The organism is Allokutzneria oryzae (assembly GCF_042429765.1).
GTDB classification, from domain to species: domain Bacteria; phylum Actinomycetota; class Actinomycetes; order Mycobacteriales; family Pseudonocardiaceae; genus Allokutzneria; species Allokutzneria oryzae.
In genome coordinates, this window is record NZ_JBHLZU010000032.1 from 18,862 (window position 1) to 44,953 (window position 26,092).

Genomic DNA, 26,092 nt, shown 5'->3' on the forward strand with positions numbered 1-26,092 from the left:
GTCCGCGCGGTGTGCGGGAACCGTGACAAGTGCGTGACAGCCGCACGAACCGCGCTTTCGTGCGAAACTGTGACAATTGGTCGAGAAACCGTGACAAATCCGCGGACGACCCGGAACAGTTCCGCCGGACCGTGGGGGCATGAGCGAACTCCGTGCCATCCCTGATCGTCCCCGTGACCGCCTGATGCGGGCGGCAACTCGGATGCTCGCCGTGCTCCTGCTGCCAGCGGCGTACCTGCGCGCGCCCGGCCGAGCACGCCACGTCGCGTGCCAGTGGGCGTTGGCCCGGCGGTTTCCCGCCGAGGACCTCACCGGGCTCGCCCCGCGTGCGCGGCAGGCGTTCGAGGCCGCCCGCGCCGAGGCGTTCTGGCAGGACGGCCAGCTCATCGGGCTCACCTCGGGCCATCGCGACGCGGCCGAGCAGCATCACCTGTTCACCGAACAGGTGCGCAGGACCGGCTCGTGGGCGGAGGCGCGGCGGTGGGTTCTGCCACCGGAGGAGTCCGGTCACGTCCGCGGCATCGCGATGGACGTGCGGCCGACCGAAGGCGCTTGGTGGCTGGAGGTGTACGGGGGCCGCTACGACCTGTACCGCACGTACGACAACGAGTGGTGGCATTTCGAGCACCACCCGGAAACGGGTGGCAGGCCGCCGGTGCGGATGCCGCATCCCGGTGCCGCGCCCTACTATTCGGCCACCAGTTGATCGTCGGCGAGGAGTCCTCGGTGCCCCGGTTGTTGCTCGTGGAGGACGACGCCGTGCTCGCCGAAGCGCTGTCCAGGGCGCTGCGCGGACTCGGCCACGAAGTCGAGGTGTCGCCGACCGGTGAGCACGCCTTGGCGGCGTTGTTCGAGCGCCGCACTCCCACCGACGTGGTGTTGCTGGACGTCATGCTGCCGGGGATGGACGGTTTCGAGGTGTGCAGGCGCATCCGGGCGCGCGACACGGTCCCGGTGCTCCTGCTGACCGCCCGCAGCGACCCGGTGGACATGGTGGTCGGCCTGGAGGGCGGCGCCGACGACTACGTGGTCAAGCCGGTCGAGCCGAGGGTGCTGGACGCTCGGGTGAAGACGATCCTGCGCCGCACCACCTCGTCCCGGCCGTCGCGCGAGGACGTGCACGTCTTCGGTGAGCTGGAGATCGACCGCGCGGCCATGACCGTCACCAGGAGCGGGGCCGAGGTGCGGCTCACCGCGACCGAGATGCGGCTGCTGGTGGAGTTCGCCGATCACGCCGGGCAGGTGCTGAGCAGGCAGGCTCTGCTCCGGCGGGTGTGGGACTACGGCTACGCCGGGGACTCCCGGCTGGTCGACGCCGCTGTGGCGCGGTTGCGCGCGAAGGTCGAGCCCGATCCGGCCAACCCGACGCTGCTGCGCACGGTGCGGGGGTTCGGCTACCGCCTGGACCGGCCGTGAGGTGGCAGCCGGGGCTGCGCGCCAGCATCGCGCTCACGGTCGTGCTGGTCACGTTCGCCGCGACTGTGGCGGTGGCGCTGGTGGCGTACCAGCTCCAGGCGGGTGCGACCAGGGACAGGTTCACCGCCTCCGCCCAGGCCGGTTTCGGTTCCGATGCCCAGCAAGCGCACCAGTTCATCGTCAAGACGGTCCTTGACAGGTCCAAAGTGGACCTGATCGCGGATTACATGCGGGGTCGGCTCGGCCTGGCGGGCTGGGCTGTTCTCGACATGAAGGGCGCGTCGGGGCCGGTTTCCACCTACGCCGACGGGAAGTACTCCAACAGCGCGGCCTCGCCGGGCCTGGCGCGGCACTGGTGGCCCGCCGGACCGGTTGACCAGGCTCGGCGGCGGCCGACGCCGGTGAGCGAGTGGATGGAGGTCAACGGCGACACGCGGCTGGTGATCATCGGCCAGGTCAGCCCGGGCCTGTTGCTGGTGGAGACCTACAGCACGGACAAGATGGACAGCGAGCTCACCCTGCTCCGCGGTCAGCTCGCGGTGATCGCGATCGTGGTGGCGCTGCTCGGCACGGGAGCCGGCGTGCTCGCGGCCGGTCGCATCCAGCGCCGGGTCCGGGTCGCCGCGGCCGCGGCGAGGCGGCTGGGAGCTGGCGCGCTGGACACCAGGCTGCCGGTGCGAGGCCGCGACGAGCTCGCCGACCTGGCCAGCTCGTTCAACACCATGGCGCAGCGGCTCAGCGAGTCCATCGACCAGCTCCGCCGCAAGGACCAGCAGCAGCGCCGCTTCGTCGCCGACGTCGCGCACGACCTGCGCACCCCGCTGGCGTCCATGACCGCGGCGACGGAGAGCCTGCACAGTCCCGACCCGGACGACCGGAGCCGCTCCGCCGAGCTGCTCAGCACCCAGGTCCGGAGGCTGAGCACGCTGGTGGAGGACCTGCTGGAGATGTCGCGCTTCGACGCCGGAGCGGCGGAGCTGCGGCCGGAACCGGTCGACCTCACCGAACTCGTGGCGGACGCGGTCACCATGACCGCGCCCGGAGCCGACATCAGCATCGACACCACCGGTGACGCCGCTGTGGTCGGCGATCCCCGTCGCCTGCACACGATCGTCCGCAACCTGGTGACCAACGCAGTTCGCCACGGACGGCAACCGGTCACCGTGACCATCGACGGCACCGCCGACGACCAGGTCCGGGTCGCCGTCGTGGACTCAGGCCCCGGCCTGCCCGAGGACCTCGCACCCTTCGTCTTCGATCGTTTCGTCCGAGGTGACCGCGCCCGCCACCACACCGAAGGCAGCGGCTTGGGGCTGGCCATCGCCTACGAGAACGCGACGCTGCACGGTGGCGTCATCGAGGTGGCCAACACCGGCGGTGCCGTGTTCACCCTCGTCGTTCCTCGCGGCGCGGCGGAGACGAGCGCCTGAACCCGCTCCGCGCGTGTGGCAGACCGAGAAACCCGTTCAGCCGCAACGAGATCGCCTGCTTCAGGATCTTGAGCGTGGTTCCGGGCTGCTTGTCCGCTGGGTGGGGATCTGCCAGCCGGGCGACCGGATCATCCGCTGGTGCAGCAGGGAGCGGGTGTTCCGCAGGGTCGCCGCGAACGCCAAGGCGGTCAGGGCGCACAGCATGAGCACGAGCGCGTCGTTGCGGGACTCCGACGAGAGGGTCAGCTCGCCGTACTCGCCGATCACGAAGGTGCTGTGCAGCGCCCAGCAGACCATCGCGGTGGCGAGGGCGGCGCGATAGGTCGAGATCATCGCGATGCCGTCGACGACGGCAACCATGGTGATGAGCGAAAGTCCTGGCGCGCCGCTGGCCACGAGGAGCGGCGTGACGAGTAACCCCAGGGTCGCGCCGAGGGGAAACCCGAAGGCCGCGGAGATGGGCAGGCGAGGCAGTCGCATGCCCACCAGTGAATCTTATGCCCGTTCCGGGCGGAAGACGCGGTGCCGGAATCCTGGGGTCGCACAAGGACATCCGATCTGCCCTGGCCTTGTCAGTAGGCATTGGGGTGCAACGGATCTGATCCTGTTGAGGCCAACTTCGTCGCTTACCACGCGGCAGATCGGCCAGAAGTCGTACTGGCACAACGACAATCTCGCGGATGAGGCAGCGCAGCGTCCGTGCGAGGCACCAAGGCAGTGCTGTCGCTGTAGTTCGGCAGGATCGCGGGCTCCTCCTGAAGGAGCGCTTCCGGGGAGCGATTGTGTCACGTTCGCCGACAGTGAAAGAACCGATCCCTATTTCACCCCATAGGGCCATGATCGCCATTTTCGGCGAGATAGAATAAGAATATGACCCCCGATGAGACCCTCGACGCAATCGAGGACGCCTACCGTGCGGTGAATAACGCGCACGCGGTTCTGGCGCGCTGTCTCGCGGATTTGGTGGTCAGCACGGATTTCGCGGAGTACCCGTATCTCGGGGATGAGGTCGGCGCGTTGTTGTCGATTTCCTCGCGCAAGGCCAGCACGCTGATCAACCACGCCGAAACCCTCGCTTCCCGCCCGGCCGTGCTCGCCGCCTTGGAGGAGGGCCGGATCGACCAGGGCAAGGCCCTGCTGATCGTGGACCAGCTGGAGCCGCTCACGGCTGTGCAGGCCGAGATCGTGGAAGCGGTACTGATCGAGTACGCCCGCACCCACCACTACAGCCGGATCCGCCAGCACGCCCAACGGTTGATCGCCAAGCTCGACCCCGACGCGGCAGCCCGGCGGCACGAGGAGAAGAAGCGCACCCGCCGGGTGGAGAAGCTCAACCTCGACGACGCGATGTGCGCGTTGCGGTTCCAGTTCACCGCCCTCCAGGGGGCGTTGGTGTGGGATCGGATCGACCGCATCGCCCGAGGCCTCGACGATGAGCGCACCATGGACCAGCGCCGCGCCGATGTCGCGTTTGACCTGTTGATGGGTAAGGAGACCGGTGCACCCCAGGGTGAGGTGAAGGTCCTGGTCACCCTCCCGGCGACGACGTTGATGGGGATGGATCAGGAGCCCGGGATGCTGGCGGGTTATGGGCCGATTCCCGCAGACGTGGCGAGGGACATCGCGGCGGGTGGCACGTGGAAGCGGATCTTGACTGACCCGGTGACCGGGGTGGCGGTGGATGTGGGGCGGACGAACTACCGCCCGTCAGCGGCCCTGGCCGACCTGGTCCGGGCGAGGGATGTCACGTGTGTGGCGATCGGCTGTCGGCAACCGGCCCATCGGTGCGATCTGGATCATTGCGAGCCGTTCGACGGCACCAACACGGTCGCGGACGATCTCGGCGCGAAATGCCGACGGCATCATGTGATGAAGCACCACACTCGGTGGAAACGAACCCAACTCCCCGGCGGTATCCATATCTGGACCACGCCGACGGGAAGAACGTATGTCCGGGAGCCTGAGCCGATAGCGGATCCCGCTCCTCCGTTTTAAACCCGGCCCCGGCTAGCCCGCCACCACATTAGGTGAGGGGGCTAGCGGTGGTGGGTGGTCAAGGAAATGCGCGCCGGAGTTCGGGAGAATTACCCGAGGGCAACCCGATGGAGTCGGGGCGGCAGCCCGGCCGTGAACGCCACCACGGCCTCAGCGTCACTGCAGACCCGAACCCGCCACGACGACGCAAACCCAAACTGGAGCGTCCCAGGCTGCCCGATGAGTCGTGTAGAAGCGCGTTCCGGGGATCAGCCTGGTAGCCAGTGCCAGTGATTTCGAAGTGTTGTTGAGTTCGCTGGGTGCTTCGGGTGTGTCCCGGTGGTCGTGTCAAGCGGGAGACAGCCGTCGCGGGATGCAGTGTCCATTGTGGACGCGACAGCAGGTGCGGTTGCGCCGGTTCCCGAGCGTGCGGATGTAGGTGACTGCCGGAACTTGGCAGTCACCGCGTTCGGGGCGGCCATGTCCTGGTGCACGCTTCGGCAAGCGAGTTGGCCGTGACGAGCCCAGTGCCCGCCATTTCATCCGGATTTCAGCGCCCGACAGTAGCCTCGCCCAGCCCCAGCAGGCCGACCACGGCGACGCCGGCCCGGTGCTCGTCGGCCGGGGATGGCCCGTCGAAAGGGAACGCAGCATGACCACACCGCCCCAACAGCCAGGGACGCCTGGGTTCTCGCCACCGGGAGAGCAGCCTGCAGGTGGTCCCGCAGGCTTAGCGCCCACCGTGGCTCGGAGGCCTCGGCGTGGGTGGCTGATCGCCGCGACCGTGGTGGGGTGCGTTGTGCTGCTCGGCATCGGCTGGCTGGTCTGGCCGACGGGCTACGGGGCCGTTCCGGGCACGGTGCAGGCGAACATCCTGACGTTCGAAGAGGCCAGCAAGGAGGTCGGCGTCACGCTGGCGTCGGGCACGAGCATCAGCCAGCCGCCGCCGGGGCTCTCGGCCGAGCCGAAGAACTGCGCGGTGGCCGTCGGCCCGGCGACCCAGTCGGTCTACGCGCAGGGGTGGACGGCCTACTTGTCGGTGACGTACCAGGATTCCGAGACGGTGTCCGACCACGCGGTGACCCAGGTTCTCGGCGTGTACCCGGACAGCCAGAGGGCCGGTGCTGTGTTCCGCACCCTGACCGACGGCCTCAGGGGCTGCGCCTCGGCCGTGCGGACCGACAACGACGACGACACCTCGAAGTGGGATTACAAGGTCAGCGCGGCAACCCCGAACACGCTGGCCTGGACCGCGTCGCAGGAGGCAGGCGACGGCTGGGCCTGCCACCGCCAGGCGCGGCTGAAGGGCAGCACCGTGCTGCAGGTCGCGGTCTGCCAAGCCGGCGACGGCCAGCCCGCGGCCGCGAAGATCGCCGAGAAGATCGCCGACCGAGTGAGCGGGTGACCCATGCGCGCCACAACCCTGCGTGAAGCAGCTGCCCGCGTCCTGACCGGAGCGCGGCGTGCGGTGTGCCTGGTCCTCATCGGCATCCTCGCGCTGACCGGCGGGGTTGGCGTGGCAGCCGCCGCGCCAACCCCGATTCTGCGGGCGCAGGCCGACGGCGTGCCGGAGCCGCTGGAGCCGGAGGACGCCGGCCTTCCCGAGCTCGAAAGTCTGGTCAACGCTTTCAACGAGAGCGTGGCCGCGCTGCAGCGACGCGCGCAGGACCTGGCGGGGAAGAAGAAGTCCCTGGAGGAGCGGGTCAACGCCGTCAACGCCAGGAAAGCCGCCCACAACGAGAAGGTGGCGTCCCTCCAAGCCAGGATCAAGGCCCACAACGACAAACCGCACGTCTTCGTGCTGCCCAGGCAGGCGGCTCAGAAGGCGGCGTACGACGCTGAAGCGGCGCAGCTCAACGCCGAGCGGGCGCAGCTCAACACCGAAAGGGCTCAAGGCGCCACCGAGGAGAGCCAGCTCCGCGCCGAGCAGAGTCGGTTGCAGACCGAAGCCCAGTCGGTGCGGACGGCCGCACAGCAACTCCAGGCTCAGGCGAAGCACCTGCGCCAGCGCATCAAGGCCGCCCGGCAGGCCCGGCTCACGATCCGTCCGCCTGCGGCGCAACAAGCTCCGGGCGGTGACCCGGTCCGTCGAGCGAGCCCTCGTGGCGGCGCGCGGGACAACGGCGGCGACCAGGCGTCCAGAAAGGCCAACGACGCCGCGCTCGACCAGTACGCGAAGGACAACGGCGTCACCGTCGAGAAGGGGCGGTTCAGCGTCCGCCTCACGCCGGAGACGGTGTCCGGTCTCCCGCCGAAGGTGGCCGCGAAGCTCTCCGAGCCGACCCGCGTTTTCGACGGCCTCGAACTCAAGCCGAACGGGAACTACAAGGCGCTGTACACCGGGCGTTCCGGGCAGATCCCGAAAGCGGACCAGCGGGCCTTCCACAACGCGATCGAGCGGGGCGGGAAGGCCACCACGACCCTCAAGGGCAAGGAAGTCACCATTGACGAGGTCGGCCTCGTGCCCACCGGGGGCAGGCGTCCACCGCAGTGGACGCCCAGCAACGACGGCGCCGACCACCTGCGCCGCGAGATCGACCAGGCCGCCTCGCGCTTCCCGAAGATCAACGCTGCCGCCGACCGGACGGTCGCGGCGGCGGAGTTCACCGCGAGCGACGGAACGAAGATCAACCTGCGTGCCATCAGCGGCAAGGACTCCGTCCTCGACGACAAGGGGGTGAAGATCGAAGGCAGCTCACGGGCGCCCGCCGATCCCCGTTTCCCGACCAAGGAGGTGGGCGGGGTTCCCCGCGACGTCGACGCGGAGGCGAAGATCCTTGAGGATCTCCACAGACGGCTGCCCACGGACGCGAAGGGAAAGCTCAGCGTCGTGGTCGACTACCCGGCAGGGGACAAGCTGCCCGCCGGGGAGGTGGTGTGTTCCTCGTGCCAGGGTGTCCTGAGGGCGTTCGGCGACGAGCACCGCGGCATCACCATCGAGGTCAGGGACATGGTCGGGCGCCTGCTGCTCGTCATCAACCCTTGAGAAGGCAGGGCCAACGTCATGGGCGACAGCGATCGCACCGCGGTCATCGACCGCATCCACAGCACTTTCCAGGACGTGCTCGCGCGCGGGCTGCGTCCCGAGGCCGTCGCCGGGGCCACGGACTCCGAGATCGACGGCATGGCCGCCGCCCAAGGAGCACCGGCCGTTCCCGCGGCCGTGCGGGAGGTCTTCCGGCTCATCGGGGACCGCAAGGGGCCGTTCCTCGGCGGCGGGGGTTTCTTCGGCGTCCACGGGCTGCGCGAGCACGCCAAGGAGATGGCGCTGGAGTTCTTCGACGAGGTGAAGGCGCAGCCCGCCGAGTTCGGTGACCCCGAGCAGATGCTGGTGCTGCTCTACCACGGCGGATACCTGGTCTGCGTCGTCGACGGCGCGGACCTGGACGACCCGAACCCTCCCGTCTGGCTGCTGGAGGAGGACGGTGAGCTGAGGCGGCGATGGCCAACAGTGGCCGACTGGTTCTCCGGCATCTGCGGAGAAGTCGCGAGCCTGGCCGAGCGCCTGGCCGAGACGCGCGCACAGGGTCAGCCGGACCTGGACTGGGCGGACTACTTCCGCTGACGGACACCCGTTCACTCGCGTTGTGCGAGCCGACTCCGGGACCACGCGGTGGCATCAGCGCCGTACCGGACCAGGAGCCGCGCGAACTGAACCCGCTCCGCGGGCGACCAGGCGGCGGTGATCTCCTCGAACGCCTTGCGCTGCTCAGCGGCGAAGCGCTCGCGCTCGGCCTCGCCGCGCTCGGTGAGCTCCAGCACCGTGCGGCGTCCATCGGCCTGCGAGGCCGCCCGGCGCAGGAGACCGTCGTCGATGCACGCGGCAACGGTCCGGCTGGCCACCGGTTGGGTGACGCCCATCTCCGCGGCGAGGCCGCCGACGGTCATCTCGTCCGGGGCGTCAGCGATCACGTTGAGCACGAGGTTGCGGGAGAGGTCCTTGCTCGACGCGGGGGCGCGTCGCCGCAGGCGTGACAGGGATGGGCCGATCTGGTCCAGCACGAGGTCGTCAGCTGACGGCTCAGGGGAAGAGGCACCGCTCATGGCGGCCGATTCTAGTATGCGGCTCGGTATGTGCATACTGATAGGCAAGTGCATAGCACTAGGTATGCAATGTGAGCGAGCAAGGAAGCGAGGTGGGCTGCCATGGCAGTCACCGCCATCACCGGTGCCCGCGTCTTCGACGGTGAGAAGGCGCTCGGAGTGCGGACCGTGGTCGTGGCCGACGGGAGGATCACCCGCGTCGGCGGCGACGCCCCTGACGGCAGCGAGATCGTCGACGGCAGCGGCGCGACGCTGCTGCCAGGGCTCATCGACGCGCACGTGCACTCCGGCCCGGGCACCCTGGCCCTCGCCCTGCGGTTCGGCGTCACCACCGAACTGGAGATGCAGGGGATGAACACCCGGGAGAACCGGGGGCACATCACCGACGACGACACCGTCGCCGACGTGCGCTCCGCCGGCTTCGCCATCACCCCGCCGGGCGGCCACCCGAGCGAGCTGATGCCCGAGGGGTTCCGGCCGGTGCGGGAGCTTCCAGCGGTACCTCCGCTGATGCCGTTCTCCACCACACCCGAGGAAGCGGCCGCGTTCGTCCCCCAGCTCCTCGCGCGCGGGTCCGACTACATCAAGTTCATGATCGACGACGGCAGCGTGGAGGGGCACCCCGGACTGCCGATGCTCGACCAGGCCACCGTGAACGCCGGTGTGGCGGAAGCCAAGAAGCACGGCGCGTTGACCGTGGCCCACGCGCTGACCGTGGAGGCCACCAGGATGGCCGCCGAGGCGGGCATCGATGGCCTGGTCCACGTGTTCATGGACCAGCCGCACACCGCCGAGATCATCGATCTCATCAAGGACGCGGGCATGTTCGTCGTCCCCTGCGTCAGTCTCAACGCCTCCATGATGGGGATCACCGGCAGCGAGCTCGCCGATGACCCCCGAGTCGCCGAACGACTCGACAGCAAGTGGGACGAGACCCTGCGCTCCAGCTACAACCGCTACCCGCAGGGCAAGCTCAGCGACGTCTACGACACGGTGCGCGCGCTGGACGCCGCGGGCGTCGACCTGCTGGCCGGCACGGATGCGTCGATGGCCGAGACCTTCTTCGGCGGCCTCGCGCACGGAGCCAGCCTGCACCACGAGTTGCAGTACTTGGTGGCCGCTGGCCTGACCCCCTCGCAGGCGCTGCGCGCGGCCACAGCGACCACGGCTCGCCGCTTCAACCTCGGCGACCGAGGCCGCATCGCCGAGGGGCTCCGCGCTGACCTGCTGTTGGTCGACGGTGACCCGACCGCCACCATCAGCGACACCCTCAACACTCGCGCCATCTGGCGCCGTGGCACTCGCCTGGCGCGCTGACAGCGCGCCGCGAGTCAGCGGAGGCGGTCCGGCAGTCGTCGTGCCAGGTCGGTCAGGGCGAGGCCCAGGGGCAAGGCGACGCGCACCCGGGCGTGGCTGTCGCCCCGGGTCGGGCTGTGGTTGACGATCAGCACCGGCTTGTCCGCCTTGGCGGCATGTCGGACGAACCGCAGGCCGGACATGACCGTCAACGAGGAGCCGAGCACGAGGACGGCCTCCGCCGAGTCCACGAGCTGGTAGCACCTCCGCACCCGTTCGGCGGGCACGTTCTCGCCGAAGAACACCACGTCGGGTTTGAGCACGCCGCCGCATTCGACGCAGTCCACCACCACGAACTGGCGCACCGCATCGGCGGGCAGCTCCACGTCACCGTCGGGGTTGATGTGCGTTGCCTCGGCGGTGAACCCGGGGTTGGCGGCGCGCAGTCGCCGGTCCAGGTCCTCGCGCGGACTGGTGCGCTTGCACCCCAGGCAGATCACCCAGTCCAGGCTGCCGTGCAGCTCCACCACGTCCGAGGTGCCCGCGGCTTGATGCAGGCCGTCCACGTTCTGCGTGAGCACCCCGCTGAGGTAACCGCGAGCTTGGAGCTGGGTGACGGCGAAGTGCCCGCTGTTGGGCTGGGCACGGGCGATGGTTCGCCAGCCGAGGTGGCTCCGCGCCCAGTAGCGCTGCCGCCCGTCCTCGCTGCTGACGAACTCCTGGTAGGTCATCGGGGTGTGCCTGCGCAGACTGCCGGTGTCGCCGCGGTAGTCGGGGATGCCGGACTCCGTTGACAACCCGGCTCCGCTCAGCACCAGCACTCCGCCGGCCGTGAGGACCTCGGTCACCTCATCGAGGCTGGCCGTCGCGGCCAAGGGCTCTCCGGTGGGCGTCCAGCTCAAGGTAGGCCGCATGCGCACAGGTGCAGCCTACGTCCGGAGCGCGGCAATTCTGGCGCGATCCGTGGGCGTTGTGGCAGGGGATGGGCAGTTCGCCGAGCGGCTCCGAAAGGAGTTCCCGTTGTCACAGCTCGAACGCGGCAGTCTCCACGTGAGCGACGGGTTGGTGCGCACCTCTGCCGGACTCCTCTCCGCGACCGACCTGGCGCAGGTCGTACCGGGCGCGATCGACGTGGGGGAGCCGTTGCCGAGGTGGTTGCGGGCGCACATCCACGAGCCGCTGACACTCGCACCTCAGCGAACGCGGCCTGGTGCGCAAGTTCCGCCAGGCCACCGGGATGACGGCGTTCGACTGGATCAACCGGGAGCGGGTCGCGAGCGCGAAGGTGCTGCTGGAACGCACGAACCAGCCGATGTCCTGGATCGCCGATGCGGTCGGCTTCGGCTCCGCCGAAACCCTGCGCCGGCACTTCGCGCGGCACGCGGGAACGACCGCCGGGGCTTGTCGCTCTTCCTACCGCGTTCCGCCGTCCACCGCGCCGGAGTGCGGCGTCAGCACCCCGTGACGCGGTGGAGGTAGGTCTTGGTCTCCTGGAACTCCTCCAAGCCGCGCACGCCGTTGAGCCGGCCAAGGCCGCTCTGCTTGACGCCGCCCTCCTCGAACTGGTCGGCGATCACGCCCCAGGTGTTGGTCCACACCGTGCCGACGCGCAGGTCCCGGCCGACGCGGCGCGGCCGGTCCACGTCGCGCGTCCAGATGCTCGCGGCGAGCCCGTACCGCGTGGCGTTGGCCCGGCGGACCGCGTCGGCCTCGTCGTGGAAGACCTCGAAGGTGCCGACCGGGCCGAAGACCTCCTCCTGGACGATCGGCGCGCCGGTGTCGGCGACCTCGACCAGGCTCGGCCGGAAGAAGGCGCCCTCGGCCAGCGGCCCGGACTCGACCGGGCCACCCCGGGTCAGCACCGTGCCGTAGGTGGCCGCGCGGGCCACGACCTCGTCCACCCTGGCCACGTTCGCCCGGTCGATCATCGCGCCCATCTCGCTCGCCGGATCCTCCCCGGGACCGACGCGGACCCGCTCCAGCGCGGCGACGAGGCGTTCCCGCAACGGGTCCGCGACACCCGCATCGGCCAGGACGCGGCTGCCCGCCATGCAGAACTGGCCCGCGAACGTGGTGATCCCCTTGACCAGGACGGGGACGACCGCGTCCAGGTCCGCGTCGGCGAAGACGAGCATCGGGCTCTTGCCGCCGAGCTCCAGCGAGACCGGCTTCAGGGTGGCCGCGGCGTTCGCCGCGATGACCCGGCCGACCGCGCTGCTGCCGGTGTAGCTGAGCACGTCCACGTCCGGGGAGGCCACCAGTTCCCGCGCGCCCGCGTCAGCGCTCTCGGTGAAGATGTTCACTGCTCCGGCGGGCAGGCCGCGCACCGAGGCGACGATCTCGGCGACGAGGTGGTTGGTCAAGGCGGTCTGCGCGGGCATCTTCACCACCGCCGTGCAGCCCGCAGCGAGCGCGGGCGCCAGCGACCGCACGGCCAGCACGACCGGCGAGTTCCACGGCACGATCACCCCCGCCACTCCGGCCGGCTCGCGCAGGCTGAACGCGTGCAGGCCGGGCGCGACCTCGGCGGAGCGGCCCGCGTCGGTGAGCGCCATCGCGGCGAAGTAGCGGAGCTTGGGCACACTGGCCCCGAACTCGATCGCGGCGTCGTGCACGGTCTTGCCGTTCTCCCTGGCCAGCAGGGTGATCACCTCCTCCCGGCGCGCCGCGAGCCGGTCGGCCAGCTCCAGCAGCACCCCGGCCCGCCGTTCGCGGTCGTGGCGCCATCCCGTGGTCTCGAAGGCCGTTCGCGCCGCGGCGATCGCGGCCCTCGCCTCCTCCGCGCCGCCGTCGGCGTACCGGCCGATGATCTCTCCGGTCGCCGGGTTGACGCTATTCCCGGTGCGCGCGGAGTCGCACCACGCGCCGTCGATCCAATTCCTGGCCCGTGGCGGGTATTCGGTCATGGGCGGAAAGTAGGCGCGAAGCCGGAGGTGGGTCAAGAGGGCCGTGCGTGACGATTTCCGCTATCTGGAAAACGTGGTCGGTGCTGGATTCTAAACGCTTTATTCGAGCTGCTCGGAGACGTCGGCGGTCCGCAGCTCCTCGGCCATTCGGCTGGCGGCTTCTGCGAGGCTGCTGCCGATCTCGGGCAGGTCCTCCGGAGTGAGCCGGGAGTCCGGCCCGGCGATGACGAGCGCGCAGCGGGCCCGGCCGTACCGGTCGACCACCGCGGCGCCGACCGCGCAGACGTCCGGCTCCGTCTCGCGGACGTTGATCGCGAAACCCCGTTCCCTCGCCAGCTCCAGCTGCCGGAGCAGGTCGGCCTTCGTGCGCACGCTGTGGGGCGTCATGGTCAGCAGCTCCTCGCCGGGGTACAGCCGGTCGAGCACCTCGCGCGGCAGCTGTGCCAGCAGCGCCTTGCCTCCGCTGATCAGGTGCGACGGCAGCGGGCGGCCCAGTCGCGTTCCGTGCTGGAGCACGCGCTCCGGGGAGGCGCCCTCCAGGAACTCCACGTACCGGCCCTGGAGCACGACCAGCTGGGTCGCCTCGCCGAACTGCTCGGCCAGCGCCTTGATGTGGGGGCGCGCCGCCAGTCGCAGGCCGTGCGGGTTCGCCAGCCAGCCCAGCTCCCACATGCCCGGCCCGGCGACGTAGCGCTTGTTGACCTCGTCCTGGAGCGCGAAGCCCTCCCGGCGCAGCGTCGCCAGCAGGCGATGGGTGGTGGAGTGCGGCAGCCCGAGCTCCCGGCTCAGGTCGGTCAGCCGGATCTCGCCGTTGCCTGCCAGTAATCGCAGCATTCGCAGTGCGCGCTCAGCCGCGACGGTGGAGCCTTCCTCGGATTTCCGCACAGCGGAAAGGATAACACGGCTTTATTTGACCCTGCCGGAACCGTTGGGCGATCTTTGCGTCCGGCGTTTTCGAGTGCGTTGCCGGAACTGGCGAACGTCGAATTTTGCTCGAAATGGGGTTGAAATGCCTACCGCGTCTTTCCTTGAATCCTTTGTCACGTGGAGCCGTGTCCGGCCGCTCGCGCCCGCGCTGCGGTGGGGCGAGCGGTCGGTGACCTACCGCGAGCTGGCGGAGGAGGTGCGGCGACTGCGGGAGTGGGTCGCGGCCGGCCCCCTGCCGCCGGGCGGCCCGGTGTGCGTGCTGGCGAGGAAGTCGCCGAAAGCGATCGCCCTGGTGCTCGCGTGCCTGGGGGAGGGGCATCGGGTGCTCCTGCCGCCACGCGACCTCGGCCGGTCCACAGTGGACGAGCTGAGCGCGCGCTCGGCGTGCGGCCACGTGATCGAGACCGACGGCGCGGAGCTCTGGGTCCGCGCCGTTCCCGGCGGCCACGAAGGTGCTGCCGAGCCCGGGCTGCTGCTCACCACCTCCGGCTCCACCGGGGTGCCGAAGATCGTGCCGCTGTCGACCGGTGGTGTGGACCGGTTCCTGGCATGGGCCCGGACCCGGTTCGGGCTCGGACCGGGCGGGACCACGCTGAGCTACGCGCCGCTGAACTTCGACCTGAGCCTGCTCGACGTCTGGGCGAGCCTGTCGGCGGGCGGCGCGGTCGAGCTGGTCGACGCCGACCAGGCGATCGACGGCCGCCACCTCCGGTCGGTGCTGGAGCGGGGGGAGATCACCGTCGTCCAGGCGGTGCCGCTGTGCTACCGCCTGCTGGCCGACGCCGTCGCCCCGGGGACCGGGTTCCCCTCGGTCCGCCACGTGATCTTCACAGGTGAGGCGATGCCGGAGCGGCTGCTCGCCCGGACGCGGTCGCTGTTCCCGGCCGCCACGTCCTACAACCTCTACGGCTGCACCGAGACCAACGACAGCTTCCTGTACGAGGTGCCGCCGGGGGACCCGCCGGGCCCGCTGCCGATCGGGCACCCGATCGCCGGGGTCGAGACCCGGATCGTGGCGGGCGAGCTGTGGGTGTCCACGCCGTTCCAGGCGGAGGGCTACCTCGACCCCGGGCTCACCGGGGACCGGTGGGTGACCGCGCCGGACGGCACCCGCTTCTTCCGCACAGGCGACCTGGTGCACCGCGACGAGCGGGGCCGGGTCGTGCTCACCGGCCGCGCGGACTTCCAGGTGAAGGTGCGCGGTGTGCGCACCAGCCTGCCGGAGGTCGAGCGCGTGATCGAGGCGCATCCGGACGTCGCGGAGGCCGTTGTGCTCGCGGTGCCCGACGACCTGGCCGGACACCGGTTGCACGCGGTGGTCCGGCCCACCCCCGACAGCGGCCTGCACAGCCTGGAACTGCGCAGGCACTGCGCCGCCCACTTGGCGCGCACCGCCATCCCCGACCACATCGACCTCGTCGGCACGCCGTTGCCCCGCACCTCGACCGGGAAGGTCGACCGGTCCCGGCTGCTGCCCACCGCCCAGGGAAGGACCTGACATGCCCACCGCCACCGAGATCAAGCGCTTCATCATCTCCGAGTTCGTTCCCGACGTCGGCGAGGACCAGCTCGACGACGACTACGACCTGCTGGGCACCGGCGTCGTCGGCAGCCTCGCGCTGCTGCGGCTGATCTCCTGGGTCGGCCGGCGCTACGGCATCCCCGTCGAGGACATGGCGCTGTCGCCGGAAGACTTCCGGTCGGTCAACGCCATCCGTGCCTTCGTCGCCGGGGCCACCTCCGCCCCCGTCCCGAACTAACCCCCGCACAGGAAAGGCGCAACGCCATGCTCATTCGCACCAAGCCCGACACCACGCCCGTGGACTGGGGCAACGGTCTCAGCTACCGCTTCCTCGTCGCGGCGGACGGACTGGGTTTCACCCTCGCGCACACCACGGTGCGGGCCGGCACGAAGTCCCGGCTGGAGTACCGCAGGCACCTGGAGGCGTGCTACTGCATCGCGGGCTCCGGAGAGGTGCACAGCGCCGACGGCTCGCTGCGGCAGGAGCTGCGGCCCGGTGTGCTGTACGCGCTCGACCAGAACGACGCGCACTTCCTCATCGCCGACCCGGACCAGGACCTGGAGCTGGTGAGCGTGTTCAACCCGCCGTTGCGGGGCGACGAACGCCACCAGCTCGACGGCGACGGCTTCTCCCAGTACTAGGCCGGTCGACGTGATCGAGTGGAACGACGAACAGCGGGCACTGCGGGCCGCGGCCACCGCGCTGGGCGAGGCGGTCGGCGCGGGCCACATCGAGCGGGACGAGCGCGGTGAGTTCGACCGCTCCGGCTGGGACCGGCTGCGGGAGATCGGCCTGACCGGGCTGCCGGTCGACCAGCGGTGGGGCGGCCTCGGACAGGACCTGCTCACCACCATGTACATCCTGGAGGGACTGGGCAGCGGCTGCCGCGACACCGGGCTGAGCTTCTCGCTCTGCACCCACCTCGCCAGCACCGCGATTCCCTTGCGGCGCTACGGTTCCGGCCGGGTGCGCGACGAGTTCCTGCCGAGGGTCGCCGCCGGGACGGCGATCGGAGCGCACGCCATCACCGAACCCGAAGCGGGATCGGACATCATGCGCCTGCGCACGACCGCGCGCCGGGAGGGCGACCACTTCGTCCTCAACGGTGCCAAGGGTTTCGTCAGCAACGGGCCGATCGCCGACCTCGTCGTGGTGTACGCGAGAACCGGACGGGCCGAGGACGCCGCCGGGATCACCGCCTTCCTCGTCGAACGCGGCACGCCGGGGCTGTCCTTCGGCCGCCCGGTGTCGAAGATGGGCCTGCGCACCGCGCCGCTGGGCGAGCTGTACCTGGACGACTGCCTCGTGCCCGCCGACCACGCGCTCGGCGCGGTCGGCTCCGGGTTCCTCGTCCTGGACCACGTGATGAAGTGGGAGATCCTGTGCTCCTTCGTCGTCAACGTCGGTGAGATGCGGCACCGGCTGCGGCGCTGCGTCGACTACGCCAGGACCCGCAGCCAGTTCGGCAAGCCGATCGGCTCCTTCCAGGCCGTCGCCGCGAAGCTGGTGGAGATGAAGATCGGCGTGGAGAGCTCCGCCAAGTGGCTCTACGACACCGCGCTGCGGCTGCTGGCCGGTGAGGACGTCACCGCCGACCTCGCTATCGCCAAGCTGGTGACCAGCGAGAGCAACGTCGCCTCGGCACGGGCCGCCGTACAGCTGTTCGGCGGTTACGGATACCTGACCGAGTACGGCGTCGAGAAGGACCTGCGTGACGCCGTCGCCGGAACGATCTACTCCGGCACCTCCGAGATCCAGCGCGAGCGGATCGCGCACACCCTCGGCCTCTGACCCCTGCCCTTCAACCCCCTGTGGAGTCCCCTCATGACCGAGCCCCTCGGCAACGCGCTTCGGGCGACCGAGTTCCTGGACCACGACTCGGAACCGGTGCGGGAGTTCGTCCTCGACGTGCTCGGCGACCCGGCCGAGCTGACCGCGATCGAGCGTGCCCGCGAGCTGTACTACGCCGTGCGCGACCACATCGACTACGAGGTCTACGGCGCGGACCTGTCCCGTGACGGGCTGCGAGCGAGCTCGATCCTCAAGCGCGGCAAGGGTTTCTGCGTGCACAAGTCGATCGTCTACGCGGCCGCGGTGCGCGCGGCCGGTGTCCCCAGCCGGTTGGTCTACGGCGACGTGCGCAACCACCTGGCCTCCGAACGACTGCGGGAGCTGGTGGGCGGAGACGTGTTCCGGTTCCACAGCCTCGCGTCCGTGCACCTGGAAGGGAAGTGGGTCAAGGCGACGCCGGTGTTCAACAAGGTGCTGTGCCGTCTCTACCGGATCACCCCGCTGGAGTTCGACGGCCGCTCCGACAGCCTCTACCACCCCTACGACGAGTCCGGGCGCCGCCACATGGAGTTCCTCCGGATGCACGGGGAGTTCGACGACTTCCCCTACGACCTGGTCACCGCCGGCATCCGCGCGGCCCATCCGAAGCTGTTCGCCGGAGAGGAGACCATGGTCACCGGGTCGCTCGTCTCCGAAGCCGTGTCGTTGGTTCCCTGAAAAGCCGCCGCAGACAAGCAGACCTGGAGTCACGAATGTCCATTCACGACAGTTCGACGGTGCTCCGCAGGGGCGAGGAGGTCGCGGACGCGTTGGCCGAGGGCCGTCCCGTCGTCGCCCTGGAGAGCTCCGGTGTGACCGGTGGACCGACCTACCCCGCCAACCTCGACATGGCGCTGGCCGTCGAGGAGGCCGTCCGCGCGTCGGGCGCCGTTCCCGCCAGGGTCGGCCTCCTCGACGGCGCGCTCGTGGTCGGCATGACCCCTGCCGAGCTCGACCGCATGGCCCACCCGCCGGGAGTCCCGAAGGCCGGCACCCGCGACATCGGCCCGGTTCTGGCTTCGGGCGGGCTCGGCGCGGCCACGGTCTCCGCGGCCATGGTGGCGGCCGGACTCGCCGGGATCGAGGTCTTCTCGGTGGCGGGCATCGGCGGCGTGCACCGCGACGCCCAGCGGACCTTCGACATCTCCACCGACCTGGTCCAGTTCACCCGCACCCGGATGGCCGTGGTGTGCGCGGGCGCCAAGTCCGTGCTCGACCTCGCGCTGACGCTGGAGTACCTGGAGACCCACGGCGTTCCGGTGATCGGCTACCGCTGCGAGGACTTCCCCGCCTACTACAGCCGCTCCAGCGGGCTGGCCAACCCGCATCGCGTCGACGACCTGGCGGAGGTCGGGGCAGCGGTCCGGGCGCACTGGGCGGTGGGCAACCCGGGCGCGGTGCTGGTGACCCACCCGATCGCCGAGGCGGACGCCCTTCCCGCCGAGGAGATCGAGGCCGTGCTCGCCGGGGCGCTGGCCGAGGCCGACCGGCTCGGCGTGCGCGGGCAGTCGGTGACGCCGCACCTGCTCAGCGCGCTCGCTCGGGGCACCGGCGGCCGGACCACCGCCGCGAACCGCTCCGTTCTGATCTCCACCGTCCGGCTGGCAGGGGAGCTGGCCGCGGTGCTGTCGAGCAGAGAACTGGCGAACGGAGTCCCGGCGTGCTGAGCAAGGCCGTTCTGTTCGATCTCGACGGCACGCTCGTCGACACACCACAGGCCAACGTGCGGCTCATGACCGAGGTACTTGCGGAGTCCGGGCGGCCGATGCCCGAGGCGGACCGGGTGCGGGCGACCGTGGGGAAGGCCCTGGAGCCCTCCTTCGCCGCTCTGCTCGGCGTGCCGCTCACGGATCCGCTGGTGTCGCGACAGGCCACCCGGTTCCGTCGGTTGTTCCGCGACCGAGTGCTGCCCGAGGCGGGGGACCTGGTGTTCCCGGAGATTCCCGGGCTGCTGCGCCGGTTGCGGACCGCGGGGTGCGCGCTCGCCGTGGTCACCAGCAAGGTCCGGTCCAGCGCCGAGGAGCTGCTGGCCGCCGCCGGTCTGCTGGAGGAGTTCGACGCCGTCGTCTGCCACGGGATGGCGCCTCGGGGCAAACCGCAGCCCGACCTGGCGCTGCTGGCCGCCCGCCTGCTGGCGCTGCCACCCAGCGCCTGCCTGGTGGTCGGTGACGCCGTCGACGACGTGCTGATGGCCCTGGCGGCCGGGATGCCCGTCGTCGCCGTCACCTACGGCGTCACCTCTGCCGCCGAGCTGCTCGGCGCCGGAGCCACCCGGCTGGTCGGCTCCGCCGCCGAGCTCGGCGAACTGCTCGACACCCACCCCTCCAACCTCGAACAAGGTCGTGATCGGCAATGGCACTGACCACCGGTAGCGGCACCGGCGCCGCGCCAACCCGCGCGGGGCACGCCGCGCTCGCCATCCTCGCCGTGGCGCAGTTCCTCATCGCGCTCGACTACTCCATCGTCTACGTGGCGATGCCGAGCATCGGGGCGGAGCTCCGGCTGACCGAGTCCACTGTTCAGTGGGTGATCAGCGGCTACGCCGTGTTCTTCGCCGGGTTCCTCATCGTCGGTGGGCGCGCGGCGGACCGGCTCGGCGCGCGGCGGCTGTTCGTCGGCGGCCTGCTGGTGTTCGGGGTCGCCGCCCTCGCAGGCGGTCTGGCCCAGGAACCGACCACGCTGCTGCTCGCCAGGGCGGCGCAGGGCATCGGCGCCGCCGTGCTCCAGCCCGCGGTGCTCGCCCTGCTCAACACGATGTTCGCGGCGGGACCGGAACGCAACCGCGCGCTCGCCGTGTGGGGGACGACCGGGGCGAGCGGCCTCGCGGCGGGGGTGGTGCTCGGTGGCCTGCTCACCACCTTCTCGTGGCGGTGGGTGTTCCTCATCAACCTCCCGCTGGCCGCGGTTTGCGCGCTGGCCGCGCCGCTGCTCGTCATCGCCGGGTCGGCGCCACGCAAGACCGTGCCGCTGAACGTGCTCAGCGCCGTCCTGTGCACCGGCACGGTGCTGGCGCTGGCGATCGCGCTCACCTCGGCGGCCAGTGGCGGGTGGGCCAGCACCACGACGCTGACCGGTCTCGGCGCGTCGCTGGTGTTGCTGGTCGCCTTCACGGTGCGGGAGCGCGGCAGCGCCGGGCCGCTGGTCGACCCCGTGCTGCGCCGCACCCGCTCGCTGGTGGTCGGGTGCGGCGCGGCCGCGCTCTACATGGCCAGCGTCGGCAACGAGTTCTTCCTGGTCACCCTGCTGCTCCAGCAGCTTCGGGGGCTCACCCCGCTCCAGGCCGGGATCGGTTTCCTGCCGCTGGCCCTGGCGATCACCGCGGGCAACATGGTCGCCGGGCGGCTGGTGAACGCCTTCGGGTCGCGCCGCGTCCTGGCTGTGGCCTTCGGCATCGACGCCGCCGGGCTGCTGCTGCTGGCGCTGCTGCTGCACGGAGACAGCTACCTGGCCGACCTGCTGCCCGGGTTGATCATCAGTGGGCTCGGCCACGGGCTCACCTTCACCACGATGTTCATCGCGGGCACGCGGGACATCGCCGACCGCAACCAGGGAGTGGGCTCCGCGCTGATGACCACCGCCCAGTACATCAGCGGCGCGCTGGGTGTCGCGGTGCTGGTGCTGGTGCTCGGTCCCGCCCCCGACGCCGGGCGGTTCATGTGGGCGGTGCTGCTGACCGCGCTGTTCGCCGCCGCGGGCGTGGTGCTGGCCTGGTTCGGCCCGCGCCGGTCGCCCGCAGGCGACCCGAAGGGGGTGTGAGCGTGTCCGTCCACCTCGGCGTGCTGGTGATCCACAACGACCCGGTGCCGGAGACCGAGCTGTGGGCGATGGCCCCGCCAGGAGTGACGGTCCACGCGGCGCGGTTCGACTGCCCGCGTGAGCCCGGTGCGGAGTACGTCGGCAGCTCGTGGCAGGCGGTGGCGCACGCCCCGGACGTCGTCCGCGCGCTGAACCACCTCGGGCAGCTCGGGGTCACCGGGATGAGCTTCTGCTTCGGGTCGCCCAGCTTCTTCGGCGGCGCCGCCTTCGACTCCGGCTTCATGGCCGAGGCCACGCGCTTGGCCGGTGGTGTCCCGGTGCGCACGGCGGCGGTCTCGATGACCGAGGCGCTGCGCGCAAGCGGCGTCCGGAGGCCGTTCGTGGTGATGCCGCCCTGGTTCACCGAGCCCACCTTCGTCGCAACAGACCGGTTCCTCGCGGACAACGGCCTGTCTATGGCAGGCCTGCTGCGCTTCGAGCTCGGTGCGGACTGGCGGTCGGTCCCGCCGTACGAGTCCTTCGACGCAGGCGCCCGGTGGAGCGTGAACCCGGAGGAGGTCCGCCGACAGGTGCGCCGGGCGCTTCCGGCCACCGCGGACGGGGTTCTCGTCCCCGGCAGCGGTTTCCGTTCGGCAGAGGCGATCGAACCACTGGAGCGGGAGCTCGGTGTCCCGGTGATCACGTCGAACCAGGCGTGCCTGTGGCACGGCCTCCGTGCCGCCGGGCACTCAGCGCCGGTGCGCGGTTTCGGCCGTCTGTTCGGCCGGGACCTGCCCGTGGGCGACCCGGCCGAGACCCGGTCATGACAGCGCGGCGATGACCTCCGTCGGGACGGAGAACACGGGGTAGTCGTGGGTGATGGCGTTGTCGTGCTCGGCCTGTGAGGTGGCGGCGACGCTGTGGGGCAGGGCGGCCATTCTCAAGCCGAGGAGGAAACGGCCGTGACCGTCCGCGGCTCGCCCTCCACGGCCACCGCGAGCCGCAGGACCTTAGGGTGAGGTGTGATCACTTGTGTCGTTGAGTACGTGGTCGATCCGTCGAAAATCGACGCCTTCGAACGCTTCGGCCGCCGGTGGATGGAACTGGTCGACCTCCACGGTGGCACGCACCACGGCTACTTCCTGCCGTCGGAAGGGGCCAGCGACAAGGCCCTCGCCTTGTTCAGCTTCCCCAGCCTCGCCGCCTACGAGCAGTACCGGACCCTGTTCGGCAAGGATCCGGACTTCATCGAAGCCGATCGCATCAGGGATGAGAGCGGCTGCGTGCTCCGATACGAACGGACCTTCATGCGCCCACTGCTCCCAGAGCACGCGGAGGGGTGAGCACCACTCAGCCGGACTCCGAATCACGGCTTCCCCGCAGTTTCCGGAACCGAGGGTGACTGTCAGTCCTCGTTCTTATGCTCGCCCCCATGCTGATTCGCCGAAAGTTGCGGATGCTCATGGTCCTCACCGCGACCCTCGCGGTCACCCTCGTCGGCACGGCCACGACGGGTGTGAGGACGGCGCGGGCCGAGCAGGCCCCACCGCTGCCTGGTCGGCAGCTGTTGTTCTACAACCACGCCTACGGAGTGCTCGACCGCGAGACCGCCGATGCGATCGAGCACTCCGCCTACCTGCGTGACTTCGCCAACTTCCAGGTCCGCACCACGACCGGAGCCGGTGGGCAGAAGTGGACCGGCCGATACCTGCTCGGCCGCGAGACATACCTCGAACTGTTCGGTGTCGGCGACCTGCCCGGCCAGGACGGCGTCCTCGGCGCCGGAGGGATGGGGATCTCGGCCGAGCGCGCCGGGGACCTGGCAACGGTGACCCAGCGGCTGCGGGACCTCGGGATCGCCAACCCGGTGCCGTTCCGCCAGACACGTGACTTCGGCGACGGCGTTCCGGTGCCGTGGTTCGACGCCGTCTTCACGACCACGCAGTACGACGCCTTCGGGGCGTGGGGGATGGAGTACCTCCCGGAGTACTTCGCCGATCCGCGCAGCAGAACCGAACCGGCCGCCTATCCGGGCGACGTCGGCCGGGAACGCTACCTCTCCGACGACTACCAGAAGCACCTCATGCGCGACGTGACGGGATTCCGGATCGCGGTCACCGAACGCGACCTCGCGAACACCGTGCCGTTATTGCGGGCCGGTGGGTTCGTCCTGCGCCCCACCGGCGACGGTGGCACCCTCGCGGAGCGCGGCGGCACCACCATCCGACTCGACGTCGCCCCACAGGACCAGATCGGCCTGCGTCAGATCGACCTGTCGCTCAACCGGCCCGTGGCGCAGCGGCACGAGGAACGACTCGGCCGTTCGACGCTCGTCGTCGGACCCGGCCCCCGCGCCGTCTGGACCTTCGGGCTCAGGGGGTAGGGGAATCCGGCACCGTCCCGCATCGAGCCAGTTCGGGTGCGAGCGTTCCCTGGTGCGCGCCCGAACTCCTCGGCGAACCCGGACGCCGACACCGCCACGCCGTTCATGATCCGCTCGCGAGCCGCGAGCGCGTCCGCCTTGCTCACGCTGGTGTACGCGGTCGGGCGCTCCTGCTCGGTGTCGACCTGACACGGACGCGCTTCGCCATCCTGGCACTCGTGACGGCGGTGCTGAGCGGGCGGGTCGGCCGCAGTCATCACCCCGCCCCGTCCTTCCGGCCGACCACCGACGTGCCCGCGGTCCCCGCCACGATCCCGGTGATGTCGCCGAGCGAGCCGATCGCCGCCCGCCCGCCGGTTCTCGTCACGAACCGCACCGCGGCCTCGACCTTGGGGCCCATGGAACCGGCCGCGAACGCGTGAGCGGCCAGGTCCCGCGCCGTCACCCGGCTCAGCCGGGTCCGGTCCGGAGTGCCCCAGCGGAGGTAGACGCCGTCCACGTCGGTCGCCATCAGGAACAGGTCCGCGCGCACCTCCTCGGCGAGCAGCTCGCCCGCGAGGTCCTTGTCGATGACCGCCTCGACTCCCAGCAGGGTCCCGGAGTCCTCGGAGGGGCGCGTCGTGGGGATCCCCCCGCCGCCCGCGCAGATGACAACGGCTCCCCGGTCGAGCAGCCAGCGGATGGGCAGGATCTCCAGGATCTGTCGGGGTTCGGGGGAGGGCACCACCCGGCGCCAGGAGTCGCCGTCGCGCCGGAACTCCCACCCCTTGGCCACCCGCAGGGCATCGGCGACCGCCCAGTCGTAGACCGGGCCGACGAACTTCGCCGGGTCGGCGAACGCCGGGTCGTCCGGATCCACCGTGATCATCGTCAGCAGCGTCGCGACCTGGTGCTCCGGCGGCAGCAGGCTCCGGAGCTCCTGCTGGAGCAGGTAGCCGATCATGCCCTGGGTGCCCGCGTCCAGGACGTCCAGCGGGTAGGGCTCCGCCCCCTGGTAGGCCGCCGCCTGCAAGGACAACAGGCCCACCTGCGGCCCGTTGCCGTGGACGACCACCAGGCTGTGCTCCGCGGCCAGCGGCGCGATCGCCTCCGCCGCGATCCGGGCGTTCCCGCGCTGGACCGTGGTGGTCATGGGGTCGGATCGCCGTAGCAAGGCGTTGCCCCCCAACGCGATCACGATTCGCACCGGTGTTCTCCTCGCTGTGCGTTGTAGACGGGTATCCCGAGCAGTAACGCGGCGCCGGTCAGGAAGAAGGGCGCCCAGTACAACCAGAAGTCCTGGCCGGTGTTGCGCGAGTACCAGATGAACAGCACGGAGAACACCAGCGAGGCCACCGCCACGACCACGTCGCGGACGAGTCGCGGTGCCTCCAAGGTCTTGCGGTCCCGCCACAGCCACCTCAGCTGCGCGAGAGCCGAGAAGCCGTAGGGGATCGCGGCCGTGATCCCGGTCATCAGGACCAGGGTGGTGAAGACGGTCGCACCGGCCGCGCCGAGGTAGTTGACGAGCACCGCGACCGATGCGAGCGCGGTGGACACGACGATCCCGAAGCTGGGCACCCCGTTCGCCGACAGGCGCGCGAACCGCTGGGGGAAGAGACCGTCCTTCGCCGCTGCCAGCGGCATCTCGGCGCAGATCATGGTCCAGCCGGTGAGCGCCCCGAAACCGGAGATGATCACCACGACGGCCATCACGTGACCGGCCCAGGTGCCGCCGAACACGGCGTTGGCCACGTCGGAGAACGGCGCGTTCGCCTCCTGCAGCTGGGAGCTGGGCAGGATGCCGAACACGGCGATGAGGGAGAGGAGGTAGACGACGGCGGTCGCGATCGTGCCCAGGACGGTGGCCCTGGGGATGTTGCTGTCCGGCTTGCGCACCTTGCCCGCCGCGACGGCAGCGGTCTCCACGCCGAGGTAGCTGAACAGGGCGATGGCCATTCCTCCGCCGATCGCCGCGGTCGTGCTTTCCCCGCTGGCGTTCCACGGGGCGAAGTTGACGCCCTTGACGAAGAACAGCCCGGCGATCGCCACGAACACGAGCGCCGCGAACTTCAGCGCGGTGGTTCCCACCTGGACTGATCTCATGCTTCGCACCCCGGCGAGGTTGACCGCCGCCGGGAGCCACAGACCCACGAGGACGAGCAGCACCGAGAACACCTTGTTGTGGCCGGTGTTGACGAAGTGCTCGACGTAGAGGACCCAGCCGACCGCGATCGCCGCGTTGCCCGCCCACGCCGTGATCCAGTAGGACCAGGCGTTGGCGAAGCCGAGACGGTCGCCGAACGCGGCTCGCGTGTACGCGTACGGCCCGCCCTCGGCGGGCATGCGGCGGGACAGCGCGGCGAACAGCAGCGCGAGCGCCAGTGCGCCGATCGTGGTGAGCGCCATCGAGACGAGGCTGATCGGCCCGTAGACCGCCAGCGAGGTCGGCAGGTTGAAGACGCCGACACCGATGATGGTCCCCATGACCAGCGCGACGGCCGAGGTGAGGCCGAACTGCTCCGGCCGGTCACCAGGGTGGTTGGCCACGGCGGAACCTCCCTCTCGCGACTGCTGTCCGCTCGAAGCGTCGACCGGGTCGGGCCGGGCACACATCACCCGCTGGGGGCGAACTCTCCGGCAGGGGGA

At 70.5% G+C, this 26,092-nt stretch carries 28 protein-coding genes and 1 pseudogene; 21 read left to right on the plus strand and 8 right to left on the minus strand.

Features of this window, described 5'->3' with window-relative positions; translation table 11 throughout:
- Positions 1–139 precede the first annotated feature (139 nt).
- The 3 genes from vanY-N to ACFFQA_RS33850 are packed head-to-tail and all read left to right on the plus strand — an operon-like array spanning position 140 to position 2,846.
- Positions 140–706, plus strand: coding sequence for a D,D-peptidase/D,D-carboxypeptidase VanY-N (gene vanY-N, locus ACFFQA_RS33840; protein ID WP_377861160.1), 567 nt, complete (start codon positions 140–142; stop codon positions 704–706).
- Between the two features lie 20 nt (positions 707–726).
- A complete protein-coding gene (locus ACFFQA_RS33845; RefSeq protein ID WP_377861162.1) occupies positions 727–1,416 on the plus strand; it encodes a response regulator in 690 nt (229 codons plus the stop codon).
- Positions 1,413–2,846, plus strand: a complete 1,434-nt coding sequence (locus ACFFQA_RS33850) for a sensor histidine kinase (RefSeq protein WP_377861163.1) — start codon at positions 1,413–1,415, stop codon at positions 2,844–2,846. Before ACFFQA_RS33845 ends, ACFFQA_RS33850 begins: the two co-directional genes overlap by 4 nt.
- 60 nt (positions 2,847–2,906) lie before the next feature.
- Here the strand turns inward: ACFFQA_RS33850 and ACFFQA_RS33855 are convergent, their stop codons facing one another.
- Positions 2,907–3,326, minus strand: a complete 420-nt coding sequence (locus ACFFQA_RS33855; protein ID WP_377861165.1) for a hypothetical protein — start codon at positions 3,324–3,326, stop codon at positions 2,907–2,909.
- A gap of 390 nt (positions 3,327–3,716) precedes the next feature.
- Here ACFFQA_RS33855 and ACFFQA_RS33860 point away from each other — a divergent pair, with 390 nt between their 5' ends.
- The 4 genes from ACFFQA_RS33860 to ACFFQA_RS33875 all read left to right on the plus strand — a co-directional run bounded on the left by ACFFQA_RS33860 (position 3,717) and on the right by ACFFQA_RS33875 (position 8,385).
- Positions 3,717–4,841 carry an HNH endonuclease signature motif containing protein gene (locus ACFFQA_RS33860; protein WP_377861167.1) on the plus strand — a complete coding sequence of 375 codons (1,125 nt, stop codon included), beginning with the start codon at positions 3,717–3,719 and terminating at the stop codon, positions 4,839–4,841.
- A 721-nt stretch (positions 4,842–5,562) separates the two neighbouring features.
- Positions 5,563–6,225: a sensor domain-containing protein gene (locus ACFFQA_RS33865; RefSeq protein WP_377861168.1), complete on the plus strand. Its 663-nt coding sequence runs from the start codon at positions 5,563–5,565 to the stop codon at positions 6,223–6,225.
- A gap of 3 nt (positions 6,226–6,228) precedes the next feature.
- Positions 6,229–7,806 (plus strand): deaminase domain-containing protein, encoded by a 1,578-nt coding sequence (locus ACFFQA_RS33870; RefSeq protein ID WP_377861169.1) that lies wholly within the window; start codon positions 6,229–6,231, stop codon positions 7,804–7,806.
- 18 nt (positions 7,807–7,824) lie between these two features.
- Positions 7,825–8,385: an SMI1/KNR4 family protein gene (locus ACFFQA_RS33875; protein WP_377861171.1), complete on the plus strand. Its 561-nt coding sequence runs from the start codon at positions 7,825–7,827 to the stop codon at positions 8,383–8,385.
- A gap of 11 nt (positions 8,386–8,396) precedes the next feature.
- On the opposite strand, the gene ACFFQA_RS33880 is transcribed toward ACFFQA_RS33875, so the two are convergent.
- The gene (locus tag ACFFQA_RS33880) at positions 8,397–8,864 is read right to left on the minus strand and encodes a MarR family winged helix-turn-helix transcriptional regulator (protein ID WP_377861172.1); all 468 of its coding nucleotides are present in this window, start codon (positions 8,862–8,864) and stop codon (positions 8,397–8,399) included.
- Between the two features lie 102 nt (positions 8,865–8,966).
- Here ACFFQA_RS33880 and ACFFQA_RS33885 point away from each other — a divergent pair, with 102 nt between their 5' ends.
- Positions 8,967–10,181 (plus strand): amidohydrolase family protein, encoded by a 1,215-nt coding sequence (locus ACFFQA_RS33885; protein ID WP_377861174.1) that lies wholly within the window; start codon positions 8,967–8,969, stop codon positions 10,179–10,181.
- A gap of 14 nt (positions 10,182–10,195) precedes the next feature.
- Here ACFFQA_RS33885 and ACFFQA_RS33890 read toward each other — a convergent pair whose 3' ends face one another.
- Positions 10,196–11,080: an NAD-dependent protein deacetylase gene (locus ACFFQA_RS33890; RefSeq protein WP_377861176.1), complete on the minus strand. Its 885-nt coding sequence runs from the start codon at positions 11,078–11,080 to the stop codon at positions 10,196–10,198.
- 281 nt (positions 11,081–11,361) lie between these two features.
- On the opposite strand from ACFFQA_RS33890, the pseudogene ACFFQA_RS33895 reads away from it, so the two are divergent.
- Positions 11,362–11,625: pseudogene (locus tag ACFFQA_RS33895) on the plus strand (helix-turn-helix domain-containing protein); the annotation flags it as partial.
- Here the strand turns inward: ACFFQA_RS33895 and ACFFQA_RS33900 are convergent.
- Together ACFFQA_RS33900 and ACFFQA_RS33905 are read right to left on the minus strand one after the other, a co-directional pair.
- Entirely contained in the window at positions 11,612–13,066 is a 1,455-nt protein-coding gene (locus ACFFQA_RS33900; protein WP_377861178.1) for an aldehyde dehydrogenase family protein, read from the minus strand. The pseudogene ACFFQA_RS33895 and the gene ACFFQA_RS33900 sit on opposite strands and share 14 nt — an antisense overlap.
- Before the next feature lie 99 nt (positions 13,067–13,165).
- Positions 13,166–13,951, minus strand: a complete 786-nt coding sequence (locus ACFFQA_RS33905; protein ID WP_377861180.1) for an IclR family transcriptional regulator — start codon at positions 13,949–13,951, stop codon at positions 13,166–13,168.
- A gap of 124 nt (positions 13,952–14,075) precedes the next feature.
- Between ACFFQA_RS33905 and ACFFQA_RS33910 the strand changes: the two genes are divergently transcribed.
- Genes ACFFQA_RS33910 through ACFFQA_RS33950 form a run of 9 tightly spaced genes read left to right on the plus strand, consistent with a single transcriptional unit; the run spans position 14,076 to position 21,908 of the window.
- Positions 14,076–15,491: an AMP-binding protein gene (locus tag ACFFQA_RS33910; RefSeq protein ID WP_377861182.1), complete on the plus strand. Its 1,416-nt coding sequence runs from the start codon at positions 14,076–14,078 to the stop codon at positions 15,489–15,491.
- Between the two features lies 1 nt (position 15,492).
- A complete protein-coding gene (locus ACFFQA_RS33915; RefSeq protein ID WP_377861184.1) occupies positions 15,493–15,753 on the plus strand; it encodes an acyl carrier protein in 261 nt (86 codons plus the stop codon).
- 26 nt (positions 15,754–15,779) lie between these two features.
- Positions 15,780–16,157 (plus strand): ectoine synthase, encoded by a 378-nt coding sequence (locus ACFFQA_RS33920; protein ID WP_377861186.1) that lies wholly within the window; start codon positions 15,780–15,782, stop codon positions 16,155–16,157.
- Between the two features lie 10 nt (positions 16,158–16,167).
- Complete coding sequence (locus tag ACFFQA_RS33925; protein ID WP_377861188.1) at positions 16,168–17,307, plus strand: acyl-CoA dehydrogenase family protein; 1,140 nt, start codon at positions 16,168–16,170, stop codon at positions 17,305–17,307.
- A gap of 33 nt (positions 17,308–17,340) precedes the next feature.
- Positions 17,341–18,024 carry a transglutaminase-like domain-containing protein gene (locus ACFFQA_RS33930; protein ID WP_377861190.1) on the plus strand — a complete coding sequence of 228 codons (684 nt, stop codon included), beginning with the start codon at positions 17,341–17,343 and terminating at the stop codon, positions 18,022–18,024.
- A 35-nt stretch (positions 18,025–18,059) separates the two neighbouring features.
- Positions 18,060–19,013: a pseudouridine-5'-phosphate glycosidase gene (locus tag ACFFQA_RS33935; protein WP_377861192.1), complete on the plus strand. Its 954-nt coding sequence runs from the start codon at positions 18,060–18,062 to the stop codon at positions 19,011–19,013.
- Positions 19,007–19,708, plus strand: coding sequence for an HAD family hydrolase (locus ACFFQA_RS33940; RefSeq protein ID WP_377861193.1), 702 nt, complete (start codon positions 19,007–19,009; stop codon positions 19,706–19,708). Before ACFFQA_RS33935 ends, ACFFQA_RS33940 begins: the two co-directional genes overlap by 7 nt.
- Positions 19,699–21,102, plus strand: coding sequence for an MFS transporter (locus ACFFQA_RS33945; RefSeq protein ID WP_377861195.1), 1,404 nt, complete (start codon positions 19,699–19,701; stop codon positions 21,100–21,102). The genes ACFFQA_RS33940 and ACFFQA_RS33945 overlap by 10 nt, the downstream gene beginning before the upstream one ends.
- Positions 21,103–21,104: 2 nt before the next feature.
- Positions 21,105–21,908: a maleate cis-trans isomerase family protein gene (locus ACFFQA_RS33950; RefSeq protein ID WP_377861197.1), complete on the plus strand. Its 804-nt coding sequence runs from the start codon at positions 21,105–21,107 to the stop codon at positions 21,906–21,908.
- Here ACFFQA_RS33950 and ACFFQA_RS33955 read toward each other — a convergent pair.
- Positions 21,903–22,025 (minus strand): hypothetical protein, encoded by a 123-nt coding sequence (locus tag ACFFQA_RS33955; RefSeq protein ID WP_377861199.1) that lies wholly within the window; start codon positions 22,023–22,025, stop codon positions 21,903–21,905. The genes ACFFQA_RS33950 and ACFFQA_RS33955 overlap by 6 nt on opposite strands.
- 78 nt (positions 22,026–22,103) lie before the next feature.
- Here ACFFQA_RS33955 and ACFFQA_RS33960 point away from each other — a divergent pair, with 78 nt between their 5' ends.
- From ACFFQA_RS33960 to ACFFQA_RS33970, 3 genes are all read left to right on the plus strand, one after another.
- Entirely contained in the window at positions 22,104–22,424 is a 321-nt protein-coding gene (locus tag ACFFQA_RS33960) for an NIPSNAP family protein (RefSeq protein WP_377861201.1), read from the plus strand.
- 89 nt (positions 22,425–22,513) lie between these two features.
- A complete protein-coding gene (locus tag ACFFQA_RS33965) occupies positions 22,514–23,464 on the plus strand; it encodes a DUF5829 family protein (protein ID WP_377861203.1) in 951 nt (316 codons plus the stop codon).
- Between the two features lie 36 nt (positions 23,465–23,500).
- Positions 23,501–23,653, plus strand: a complete 153-nt coding sequence (locus tag ACFFQA_RS33970) for a hypothetical protein (protein WP_377861205.1) — start codon at positions 23,501–23,503, stop codon at positions 23,651–23,653.
- A gap of 67 nt (positions 23,654–23,720) precedes the next feature.
- Here ACFFQA_RS33970 and arcC read toward each other — a convergent pair whose 3' ends face one another.
- Together arcC and ACFFQA_RS33980 are read right to left on the minus strand one after the other, a co-directional pair.
- Entirely contained in the window at positions 23,721–24,650 is a 930-nt protein-coding gene (arcC, locus tag ACFFQA_RS33975) for a carbamate kinase (protein ID WP_377861207.1), read from the minus strand.
- The gene (locus ACFFQA_RS33980; RefSeq protein ID WP_377861208.1) at positions 24,638–25,993 is read right to left on the minus strand and encodes an APC family permease; all 1,356 of its coding nucleotides are present in this window, start codon (positions 25,991–25,993) and stop codon (positions 24,638–24,640) included. The genes arcC and ACFFQA_RS33980 overlap by 13 nt, the downstream gene beginning before the upstream one ends.
- Between the last annotated feature and the right edge of the window lie 99 nt (positions 25,994–26,092).

What these genes read in the sequence shown, in the direction of transcription:
- ACFFQA_RS33870 (WP_377861169.1), top strand. Translation starts at nt 6,229, where the DNA reads ATGCGCGCCACAACCCTGCGTGAAGCAGCTGCCCGCGTCCTGACCGGA.
- ACFFQA_RS33915 (WP_377861184.1), top strand. Translation starts at nt 15,493, where the DNA reads ATGCCCACCGCCACCGAGATCAAGCGCTTCATCATCTCCGAGTTCGTT.
- ACFFQA_RS33875 (WP_377861171.1), top strand. Translation starts at nt 7,825, where the DNA reads ATGGGCGACAGCGATCGCACCGCGGTCATCGACCGCATCCACAGCACT.
- ACFFQA_RS33880 (WP_377861172.1), bottom strand. Translation starts at nt 8,864, where the DNA reads ATGAGCGGTGCCTCTTCCCCTGAGCCGTCAGCTGACGACCTCGTGCTG.
- ACFFQA_RS33910 (WP_377861182.1), top strand. Translation starts at nt 14,076, where the DNA reads ATGCCTACCGCGTCTTTCCTTGAATCCTTTGTCACGTGGAGCCGTGTC.
- ACFFQA_RS33965 (WP_377861203.1), top strand. Translation starts at nt 22,514, where the DNA reads ATGCTGATTCGCCGAAAGTTGCGGATGCTCATGGTCCTCACCGCGACC.
- vanY-N (WP_377861160.1), top strand. Translation starts at nt 140, where the DNA reads ATGAGCGAACTCCGTGCCATCCCTGATCGTCCCCGTGACCGCCTGATG.
- ACFFQA_RS33930 (WP_377861190.1), top strand. Translation starts at nt 17,341, where the DNA reads ATGACCGAGCCCCTCGGCAACGCGCTTCGGGCGACCGAGTTCCTGGAC.
- ACFFQA_RS33945 (WP_377861195.1), top strand. Translation starts at nt 19,699, where the DNA reads ATGGCACTGACCACCGGTAGCGGCACCGGCGCCGCGCCAACCCGCGCG.
- ACFFQA_RS33900 (WP_377861178.1), bottom strand. Translation starts at nt 13,066, where the DNA reads ATGACCGAATACCCGCCACGGGCCAGGAATTGGATCGACGGCGCGTGG.
- ACFFQA_RS33860 (WP_377861167.1), top strand. Translation starts at nt 3,717, where the DNA reads ATGACCCCCGATGAGACCCTCGACGCAATCGAGGACGCCTACCGTGCG.
- ACFFQA_RS33920 (WP_377861186.1), top strand. Translation starts at nt 15,780, where the DNA reads ATGCTCATTCGCACCAAGCCCGACACCACGCCCGTGGACTGGGGCAAC.
- ACFFQA_RS33885 (WP_377861174.1), top strand. Translation starts at nt 8,967, where the DNA reads ATGGCAGTCACCGCCATCACCGGTGCCCGCGTCTTCGACGGTGAGAAG.
- ACFFQA_RS33855 (WP_377861165.1), bottom strand. Translation starts at nt 3,326, where the DNA reads ATGCGACTGCCTCGCCTGCCCATCTCCGCGGCCTTCGGGTTTCCCCTC.
- ACFFQA_RS33935 (WP_377861192.1), top strand. Translation starts at nt 18,060, where the DNA reads ATGTCCATTCACGACAGTTCGACGGTGCTCCGCAGGGGCGAGGAGGTC.